Raw genomic sequence first — 9,790 nt, 5'->3', positions numbered from 1 at the left:
GTGACACATATGACGATCGCCGCCTTGACCAGAAGGCCGCAATGACCCCGATGGCTCATACTATCCAGCAAGGCCCAGGTGTTTCTTCTCTCAGGCGCCTGAGGCCAGCCGCATCAATTCACGGGTTCGATCGATGATAAGGTCCGGTTTTCCCACCAATGCCGGATCCCGGCAAACGCGTTCGCCGATTTCTTCAGCGGCGTCAGGCGTAATACCATTCTGCATAAGGGTTTCCATGAATTCGGGGTTTGCCTTATCCCAGATGACGTCTTCCCACGGCCCTCGGTAACAAGAGGCGAGTACAGGATAGACGGTCTCAGCCAGCATCGTTCCTGGGGACAGGGAAAAGGTCAGTGCAAGGGTACAGGCACACAAGAATTTGGACGACATAATGGCTTCCTTTCCACAAGTGTTCCTACTCAGATATTATCGATACGGCACCCAAGCTTACCTATCACCATTCTTTACCTACAGCAGCAACCGTTAGTTGCCCCCCCTTCCGCCATTCGTATGGGGCACCAGTCACCTGAGGTAGGGAATCTGCCATGCATTTCCGGGCGGTTTCCTCCGGCAAGGGCCGGTTCAGTATGAATTTGCGGTGATCAGGCAGGCCGGCAGCACCTTGGTCAGCCTCTGTGATCTCGGTCCCGACATAGGAATGCTCGACAGGAAGACCGTTCGCAAAGATCACTTCATGTCTGGGCAAGCATATGTCGTAAATCCGATGCCCCATCGTGCAAGATATACTCTCACAGCCAGGGAAGCTTGATAAGCGCCAGGCTGGAATGAATATTTCCTTATCAAGTACAGATTTCGGACACCCCAAAAGACTCCAATGCAGGCGATGGCTCCGTGTGACCAACAACCCACGTTCCGGTTGAGACCTCGCAAAGGCGTCCTTACCAATGAATATGAAGTCGCTGCATGTCCTGTCTAAAGGCCCGCACCATTGTACTGGTTGATAGCCACTATCCATGGTCATCACAAGATCTCCGCGCTGAAGATCTTCTAATGACACCTCTCCTCTAGATGTTTTGACAGATGTTTTAGGATGAAAAGCCATCGCCACTCCACTCGACTAAAAGGTGGACGTTGCAAGACATGCAACAAAAGGATACCGCCGGGTGCCGAACTCAGTGAATCCCCTCTGGACTTGAGGTATTCGAAGGCAAAATTTCGTTATTAGACACCACCTTCTACCGGCTGCCATGTCGGACCATAATTTATTACTTCAGCTCTGATATGCTTTCACGAGTCCAATGGGGAGTCTACAGGCAATACCAGTCATCGGCCCAGATTTTCAGAATCACTGAGTAATGAGCAGTGATATATCAGTCTAAGCCATTCACCTATGAGCGTCAGTGATGTCATAATTTGGCAGGATCCAAATAGATATGAGTAACGATTTGTTAAATTTGGAAGTCTCTCGGAAGGTTTCTTGAACTACCACCATGGGTGGTGGTGGGTGCTTAGGCAAAGTGCTTGGAGATCACGGGATTCTGGGACCCTCCCCGCCTCAAACCCTTAAGTTAAAAGAATAAATGACCAGTATCACAGCCCAAAAATTTGACTTTTCTAACATTTTTCTCATCGCCACCGAGGGCCGGAGACCCACAAATATGGTGGCTGACTGCCGTTTCGGTTGCGCAGAAATGTTGACATGAAAAAATCTATCTGGGTACTGTTGGTTAATGGGTTTGACTGACGCTGAAAAAGGAAACCCCAAGTAATCCGTTCTGGAATGGCTCCACGTTCCTGAACGTCCAACTCAATTCGTTTGCGTGCCAGCAATCGGACCGGAGATTTTTTCGTAATCGACTTGCCGAGTATCAGGTCGGGAAAGAGGGGCGCCATGGCTGTCGTTGACGTTAATCTTGCTGGCGGTGGGACAACAACCATATCCGAGTCCGATGCGAATGATGGAGATCTCCTGAACATTACCGCGTTGGGGGATCACACTCTGATCGTGGACAATGTGAACGTCTCCATTCAGTCTATTCTGGGCGTTGAACTTGCTTCGTCTCCAACGTTTCAGGCCCAGAATGGTGGAAGCCTTACGCTTGACCAGGGTCTCCTGAATATATCTGCGCTGGACGCCTTTACATTCAATATAGTTGACGATGGAGAAATCATTCTGGATGGCTCCGGATTGAGTGTCGGGAGCGGCATCACGAATTTGCTGAGCAGTTATCATGTCGATTTCTCTGGTGCGACGGTCGGACGGTTCGAGTATGACCCACCGGGTCTTTCCGTGCTCGGCGCGATCAATTTCAACGTTACTGGAATGCAGGCCGGTGATGAGCTGGATCTTGGTGGTGAATCCTGGGCAGGTTCCAGCTACAATGCCGTAACCGAGGTATTGACGTTGGAATACGGCACCGGTTTCGGCGGGGCGCTTGACCAAAACGTCTATGCGCATATTGAAATGTCGCCAGCTGACTATGCTATCTTCTCGGCCAGTGAGGGCACCTACTTGTCGGGGGGAGATTTCACCTACCCCGGTATTATCGTTTGCTTCGGCTCTGGAACGCGCATTCTCACCATAGATGGATATCTGCCGGTAGAAAGCCTTCGGAAGGGGATGTTGTTGCGCACTTATGACGGCAGCCTGGCGCCAATTGTTTGGGTCGGCTGTAGCACGTTGGATGCGTATGCTCTCGATCTATTGCCGAATATGTGGCCTATCCGGATAGGGAGAGACGCGCTTGGGACAGGTTTCCCCGAGCGAGATCTGGAAGTTTCTCCGCAACACCGGATTTTCGTCAACGGGCATTCAATACACAGCGTATCCGAGGCTCCGTTCGGTTTATTGGCAGCAAAACACATGACGGACCTTCCAGGTATCGATGTTGTCAGGAAACCCGCCGAGGTGACCTACTACCATATCCTGCTGGAAAATCATGAGGTGATCTGGGCCGAGAACCTCCCAACCGAGAGCATGTATATCGGTCCCTATACCGCCCGAAGCTTGAACCCTGGAACGCGGTCTGAAATTGAGCAATTGATTCCGGAGTACGCGCGCCGGTTCAAATCGGGAGCGGATACGAAGTATTCCTTGCTCAAAAAGAAGGATGCCTTTGCAATCCTGAAAAATGCGGGTGCCAAGCGCAATGAGTTTTTCGCGCCTGGAAAGATCCGGCAACACCAAAAGCGCGTGATGAACGCAGAGAAAACGACGGGATTTGAGGCATCAAAGGAGCCTGCTTTACAAAGCACGTGACGGATTCATCTCGTGAATTCAGCATTGTAGCTGGCAGGCATGGGCACCCCCCCCCCGCAACCGACAAAACGACGAACTGGCCAGCCTGTAACGGGGCCCTTGAATGCCGGGGTTCAACTCCGCATTGTCTTCATGATCGGATATACCGCACGCGGCATACCCGATCATGAAGGCCGTGGGTTAAACGAGCCTGAAGACAGGGGAAGTCCGGTCCCCGCTACATTGCGCAGCAAGGCAGGTCACCGCCACCCCCCTGATATCATTGCACCCCTCGTTGAGCTCGATCAGCGGTTCCCCTATGCAGATGATACCGCATTCGCGCATGGGGTCAGTGATTGTTGCGCGGCAAGCTGCGGTTTGTGATGTCGCGGTATTCGGTGGCACCTTCAAAAACCATACCTTCCGAGAATGGGCGTACTTTCTCGCGGAAGATCTCTTGCCAGGGGGACTGGCTGTCTGGTTGCGCATAGCCTCCTGCGGCATCGAGGGCTGCGCGGCGCGCGGCAATCTCGGCTTCCTCCAGCAACACGTCGACGCGGCGCTGTTTAAGGTCGATGCGGATCGGGTCACCGTCTTTCAGGATCGCGAGCCCGCCGCCATCCGCAGCTTCGGGCGAGGCATTGAGGATCGACGCCGAGCCGGAGGTCCCCGATTGCCGGCCATCCCCAATGCAGGGCAAGGCCCGGATACCCTGTTTGATCAGGTAACTTGGAGGGCGCATGTTCACGACCTCGGCCCCGCCGGGGTAGCCCTTTGGCCCTGCGCCGCGCATCACCAGTACGCTGTCGTCGGTCAGACCCAAGGCCGGGTCATCAATGCGGGCGTGAAAATCCTCTGGCCCGTCGAACACCGCGACACGGCCCTCAAAGGTCTCTTCCGCGTTCGAGAAGTAACGCGCCCGAAAGCCCTCATCAATCGCCGAGGTTTTCATCAGGGCGCTGTCGAACAGGTTGCCGCTCATGTTCAGAAAACCCGCATTGGGTTTCAGCGGTGCCGCCGCACGGCGGATCACATCGTCATCCAGGATCGGCATGTCGGCGTAAAGGTCGGCGATCGTCTGTCCGGTCACGCTCAACGCATCAGGATGTGGCAGAAGGCCTGCCCGCAACAATTCCCCGATCACAGCGGCGGTGCCGCCTGCCCGGTGGAAGTCTTCGCCCAGATAGGTGCCGACCGGCTGCATGTTGACCAGCAATGGCACGGCGTGGCCGATTTCCTCCCAATCGCCATTGCTCAGCGCAATCCCCAGATGCGCCGCGATGGCGTTCAGGTGGATTGGGGCGTTGGTCGACCCGCCAAGCGCGGAATTGACGACGATTGCGTTCTTGAAGGCTTCACGGGTCATGATCTTAGCCGGACGCAGGTCTTCGCGAACCATATCAACGATCCGCTGTCCGGTATACCAGGCGGCCTGCCCGCGTTCGCGGTAGGGTGCCGGGATCGATGCGACGCCGGGCAACTGCATGCCCAATGCTTCGGACAGCGAGTTCATCGTCGACGCGGTGCCCATCGTGTTGCAGAAGCCGACCGAAGGGGCGGAAGAGGCGGCGATCTCAAGAAATTCTTCAGCGTCGATCGCGCCTGCCGCGAGCTCTTGCCGCGCCTGCCAGATCACCGATCCCGAACCCGCACGTTCACCGCGATGCCAGCCGTTCAGCATCGGCCCGACAGAGAAGGCCAGGGCAGGCATCCCCACCGTCGCCGCCGCCATCAGCAGCGCAGGCGTGGTCTTGTCACAGCCGATGGTCAGGACGACGCCGTCGATCGGATAGCCATAGAGGCTTTCGACCAGGCTGAGATAGGCAAGGTTGCGGTCCAGCATCGCCGTAGGGCGCTTGCCGGTTTCCTGTATCGGATGCACCGGGATTTCCATCGGGATACCCCCGGCGGCGATGATCCCGTCGCGTGTTCTTTTTGCCAGCTCGATATGGTGCCGGTTGCAAGGGCTCAGGTCGCTGCCGGTTTGCGCGATACCAATCACCGGCTTGCCCGAGCGCAGTTCCTCAAGCGTGAGCCCGTAGTTCAGGTATCGCTCGATATAAAGCGCGGTCATCTCCGGATCGTCCAGATTGTCGAACCACTTACGGGAGCGCAAAGATTTGGTGTCGGTCATGTTCTGTCTTTCAGCGGCCGGTCACGCCTGGGAAGGCAATGAGAATACCAAGCGCGAGGATTTGAAGGGCAATGAAGGGAAGAAGGGAGCGGAAGATCTCACCCAAAGAGATATCGGGCGGCGTGACCGACTTCAAATAGAAGGCGGCGGGACCAAAGGGCGGCGACAGAAAGCTGACCTGCATGTTCATCGCGAAGACAACACCGAACCACACAGGATCAAGGCCAAGATCGCGGATGATCGGGACAAAGATCGGCATGGTCAGCAATGCGATCCCGACCCAGTCGAGGAACATGCCCAGCACAAAGAGGATGGCCATCATGAACAATACGATCACGGTGGGGTTGTCGGACACACCGGTGATCAGGTTGGACACGAAGGTGATGCCGCCCATCAGATTGAAGACCCCGACCAGCGCCGAGGCGCCGATCCCGATCCAGACGATCATCCCGACGGTCGCCAGGGTACGCTTGGCCGCGCCGACCATCAGTTCGAAGGTGAATTCGCCGCGGATCATCGTGGACAGCGTGACGCCGATGACCCCGATGGCAGAGGCTTCGGTCACAGAGGCAATGCCGCCATAGATCGACCCCAGCACAAAGATCACAACCATGATCGGCAGAATCAACCCCTTGAGAAGACGCATTTTTTCGGCAGCCGATGTCTCGTCCGGCTCTGGGATAGGCGCGATGTCGGGGTTGATATAGGCCCGCACCAATACGTAGGTGATATAGAAGCTTGCCAGCATCAGACCGGGCAGGAACGAAGCGGTGAACAGATCACCGATAGAGACCGACGCCGTCAGCCCATAGATAATCAAGACGATCGACGGCGGGACCATCGTGCCCAATGCGCCGCCCGCGCAACAGACGCCGATGGCCAGGCGCCTGTCATAGCCAAGCCGCAGCATTTGCGGCAGCGCCAGGAGCCCCAGCAGCACGACCTCGCCCCCGATGATGCCGGACATCGCGGCCAGTACCACGGCGACCAGCAGGGTCTGGATCGCGATGCCGCCCCGCAGACGGCCGCCGACGACCCGCATCGCGTCAAACAGATCGCGCGCAATGCCCGACCGGTCCAGGATCGCTGCCATCAAGACGAACATCGGCACCGACACGAAAACGAAGGAGTTGACGAAGCTGAAGATCCGGCTGGTGATCAGTGGCACGGCCATCGGGCCGAACCATCCAAGCGCGAAAATCAGCGCCACGAGCAGGGTCACGAAAGCCAGCGGCATGCCGGTGATCAGCAGGAGGAACAAGGCGACGAACATCGCCCCTGTCGCCACTTCGATCCCCATCGCCTTGAAGTCGAACAGCACTGTGAGAAGGTCCATCACCGGTCCGGCCTTGTCATGTAGTTCCAAGTCAGCACGGCAAACTGCACAGCCATGACCACGAGAATTGTAAAGAGAAAGATCTTCAGCATCCCGGGCGTAGGTGGGTCCCATGCGCTGCCGCTGCTTTCCAGCCGGATCGCGCCGGTCGGCGTCCAGACCGCACGGACAAGGCTTTGCCAGGCGGCCCAGCCGAAGAAGGCCGTCGCCACGAGGCAGATCAGCGAAATCACCACATCAAACACCCGTCGCCATGGTCGGGACAGATAGTCGTAGATCAGGACCACGCGGATATGCGCGTCCCGCGACACCACATAAAGCCCACCGTAAACAAAAGCGGTGGCGTTCAGAAAAATCACCGTCTCATGCGCCCAGATCGTCGGCGCATTGAAAACGTAGCGCAAGACCACCTCGATCCCGAGGATCGCGGCAGAAGCGAGAATGGCAAAGGCGAAGAGGATGCCGACCCAGTCGATGCCGCGCCCCAGCAGCCCTGCCTCGGAGATCGCCCCTTTGGGTGCGTCGATATCCACGGGTGCGCTTGCCGTGCCATTGAGATCGATACTGTCCTGCATTTGCCCCTCCCCGAGCGAACACCCCTCCGGACTCTCCGGAAGGGTGAATGAAAAGGCCGCTTACTGAAGCAGCCCGTTTTCTTTGAGATAGGCGATCAGCGTGTCATAGACCTTGCGGGACGCGTCGGAAGCTTCGGCCGCCTCTTCCCATTCGGTCTTGGCAAAGGCTCGGAACTTGGCGCGCTCTGCTTCGGACCAATTATGCACGGTGATGTCGGCGTTGGCCTTGGCTTCTTCGACCGCGGCCAGGTCACTTTCCGCCAGGGTCGATACCTGTAGCTGCCGGAAGTCTTTCACGGATTCCACCAATGCGGACTGGATATCCTCGGGCATCGAATCCCAAACACCTTTGTTGATCGAAACCTCGACCAGCGGCATGGAATGGAAGCCGGGATAGACCGGGTGGTTCGCCACGTCATGCATGCCTTGCGCGTGATTGGTCGAGAAGACGGTATAATCCGCCGCGTCGATCACACCCTTGTCGAGCGAGGTGAAAACCTCGGAGCCAGGCAGGTTGACCGGAGACGCCCCGGCCGCGGCAAAGACTTTTTGCACCATACCTTCAGGCGCACGCATCTTTAGTCCCTTCAGGTCATCCACGCCGTCAAGCGGCACCTTCGACAAAAGCGCCTCAAGACCGGGCGTCGTCGCGCCGATGAAGTGCAAGCCGTAGGGTTCAAGCATTTCGTTCATCAGCTCGTTGCCGCCCCCATTCTCCATGAAGTCGAACATCTGTTGCGGGTCGGACCAGGCCCCGACGGGGTTGGCAATCAGGCCGAAGGCCGGTTCCTTGCCCGCGAAATACGAGGTGTCGGTCACGTGGCCATCAATGATCCCAGCCGCCACTGCGTCCTGAGATTCGGTATGTGCGACAATTGTCTCGACGGGCAGCAGATCGACCTCGACGCGACCATCGGTCTTGGCGGCAACGTCTTTGGCCCACTCTTGCTGAAGCAGGAAGTTGGCGTTGCCCGCCGGATCGGATGACTGGAACTTGAGCGAAAAATCCTGTGCGGCGGCAGCACCGGTCAGCCCGGCGCTGACAAGTGCGGTTGCGGCCAGAAGCCTGACAGTAAAGCGCATGTTTTATCCTCCCTAAAACGTCGCAACCGTAGAACGATGGCGATGGGTGAACGCTATTGACAGCGCTGTCATCTGTCAAATATTCACAAAGACATGCCTGCGTGATACGCTTCATTGAATGGAAAAGAAATATATATACAAACGGGTTACGCTTAACGATGTCGCGGCAGAGGCCGGTGTCAGCGCTATCACGGTTTCGCGGACGATTCGCGCGCCCACCATGGTCTCGGCTGGCGTGCGAAAGAAAGTTCAGGCCGCGATCGACTTGCTGGGTTATGTGCCGGATCAAGCAGCATCCGCGCTCGCGTCCGAGCGGACAAATGTGGTGGGGTTGCTGGTCCCATCGCTCGCCAATTCGGTATTTTCTGACGTCTTGCGCGGTGTTTACGATGTGATCGAGGGGTCAGGCCTATCGGTGCAAATCGGTAATTTTCGCTATAGCCCCAGCAAGGAAGAAAATCTGTTGCGCACCTTCCTGCGTCAGCGTCCTGCGGGCCTGATTGTAGCCGGGATCGACCAGACCGAGGCGGCGCACGCCCTGCTTAAAAGCGCGCCCTGTCCGGTTGTGCAGATCATGGATGTGTCGGATGCCCCGATTGATCTCATGATCGGGTTTTCGCACTATGATGGCGCTGTCGAAGGCACGCAGCACTTGATCGAGGAAGGTTATGAACGGCCGGGATTTCTTGGCGCGCGAATGGACCCGCGCTCGCAGGCGCGACTTGCTGGCTTTACCGCAGAAGCGCAGGCCCGCGGCGTTTACGATCCGAACCGGGTAATCACGACGACACACCCGTCTTCGGTCGGCATAGGGGGGCAGCTGCTAAGCGACCTTCTTGCCCAGGCACCAGACACCGACGCGGTGTTTTGCAACAACGACGACCTCGCCGCCGGCGCGCTGTTCGAGGCCGAACGCCGTGGAATCAACGTCCCCAGGGACCTGGGAATTTGCGGATTTAACGACCTCGAAATGTCGCGGCACCTAAACCCGGCCATCACCTCAGTCGCGACCCCGCGCTATGAGGTTGGCGCCGGTGCAATGACCTTGCTGCGGGACGCAATCGCTGACCGCGCGGCCATCGGCACGCCTCAAATCCGTCTAGGCGTGCAGCTGATGAAGCGCGGGTCGACGAAACGGGGGTGAAATTCACGAAGAGCACGAAGTCGGGCATATGGCAGCAGCTAGGCTCAGGACGCATTAATCGGGTTCTGGGATCTTCAGGCCGTCGCCGTCATAGCCGTAGACGCCCATGGTGCCGAGGTGGACGATATGCGCGTCCAGGCCCAGCTCGGTGGTGGCGACCAGCAGGTTGTGGGTGGCGTTGATGTTGTTGTTGACGGTGTAGATCTTGCCGGCGGCGTCCTTCATGGAATAGGGCGCGGCGCGGTGTTCGGCGAACTGGATGATGGCGTCGGGACGCAGGTCGGCCAGCAGGGGGAAGTGGCCTTGCCCGGGGAAGAGT

At 57.4% G+C, this 9,790-nt stretch carries 8 protein-coding genes and 1 pseudogene; 2 read left to right on the top strand and 7 right to left on the bottom strand.

Annotation, left to right across the window (positions count from 1 at the left end):
* Positions 1-90 precede the first annotated feature (90 nt).
* Positions 91-390 (bottom strand): hypothetical protein, encoded by a 300-nt coding sequence (locus PSAL_RS16235; RefSeq protein WP_119838405.1) that lies wholly within the window; start codon positions 388-390, stop codon positions 91-93.
* A gap of 64 nt (positions 391-454) precedes the next feature.
* Positions 455-1,063 (bottom strand): Hint domain-containing protein, encoded by a 609-nt coding sequence (locus PSAL_RS19395; RefSeq protein ID WP_119838406.1) that lies wholly within the window; start codon positions 1,061-1,063, stop codon positions 455-457.
* A 789-nt stretch (positions 1,064-1,852) separates the two neighbouring features.
* Here PSAL_RS19395 and PSAL_RS16225 point away from each other — a divergent pair.
* Positions 1,853-3,220: a Hint domain-containing protein gene (locus PSAL_RS16225; protein WP_119838407.1), complete on the top strand. Its 1,368-nt coding sequence runs from the start codon at positions 1,853-1,855 to the stop codon at positions 3,218-3,220.
* A gap of 328 nt (positions 3,221-3,548) precedes the next feature.
* Here PSAL_RS16225 and PSAL_RS16220 read toward each other — a convergent pair whose 3' ends face one another.
* The 4 genes from PSAL_RS16220 to PSAL_RS16205 are packed head-to-tail and all read right to left on the bottom strand — an operon-like array spanning position 3,549 to position 8,327.
* Entirely contained in the window at positions 3,549-5,333 is a 1,785-nt protein-coding gene (locus PSAL_RS16220; protein ID WP_119838408.1) for an IlvD/Edd family dehydratase, read from the bottom strand.
* Positions 5,334-5,343: 10 nt separating this feature from the next.
* On the bottom strand, positions 5,344-6,669 hold the full coding sequence (locus tag PSAL_RS16215) for a TRAP transporter large permease (protein WP_119838409.1): 1,326 nt from the start codon (positions 6,667-6,669) through the stop codon (positions 5,344-5,346).
* Complete coding sequence (locus PSAL_RS16210) at positions 6,669-7,244, bottom strand: TRAP transporter small permease subunit (protein ID WP_231388552.1); 576 nt, start codon at positions 7,242-7,244, stop codon at positions 6,669-6,671. The genes PSAL_RS16215 and PSAL_RS16210 overlap by 1 nt, the downstream gene beginning before the upstream one ends.
* Before the next feature lie 60 nt (positions 7,245-7,304).
* Complete coding sequence (locus PSAL_RS16205) at positions 7,305-8,327, bottom strand: TRAP transporter substrate-binding protein (protein ID WP_119838410.1); 1,023 nt, start codon at positions 8,325-8,327, stop codon at positions 7,305-7,307.
* 118 nt (positions 8,328-8,445) lie between these two features.
* Here PSAL_RS16205 and gntR point away from each other — a divergent pair, with 118 nt between their 5' ends.
* Entirely contained in the window at positions 8,446-9,471 is a 1,026-nt protein-coding gene (gntR, locus tag PSAL_RS16200; RefSeq protein WP_119838411.1) for an HTH-type transcriptional regulator GntR, read from the top strand.
* 63 nt (positions 9,472-9,534) lie between these two features.
* On the opposite strand, the pseudogene PSAL_RS19275 reads toward gntR, so the two are convergent.
* A pseudogene (locus PSAL_RS19275) lies at positions 9,535-9,759 on the bottom strand (NAD-dependent epimerase/dehydratase family protein); the annotation flags it as partial.
* Positions 9,760-9,790 lie beyond the last annotated feature (31 nt).

Origin of the sequence: Pseudooceanicola algae, assembly GCF_003590145.2 — a bacterium.
In the GTDB taxonomy this organism is placed as follows: Bacteria; Pseudomonadota; Alphaproteobacteria; order Rhodobacterales; family Rhodobacteraceae; genus Pseudooceanicola; species Pseudooceanicola algae.
This window is presented reverse-complemented; position numbering and strand designations above follow the sequence as displayed.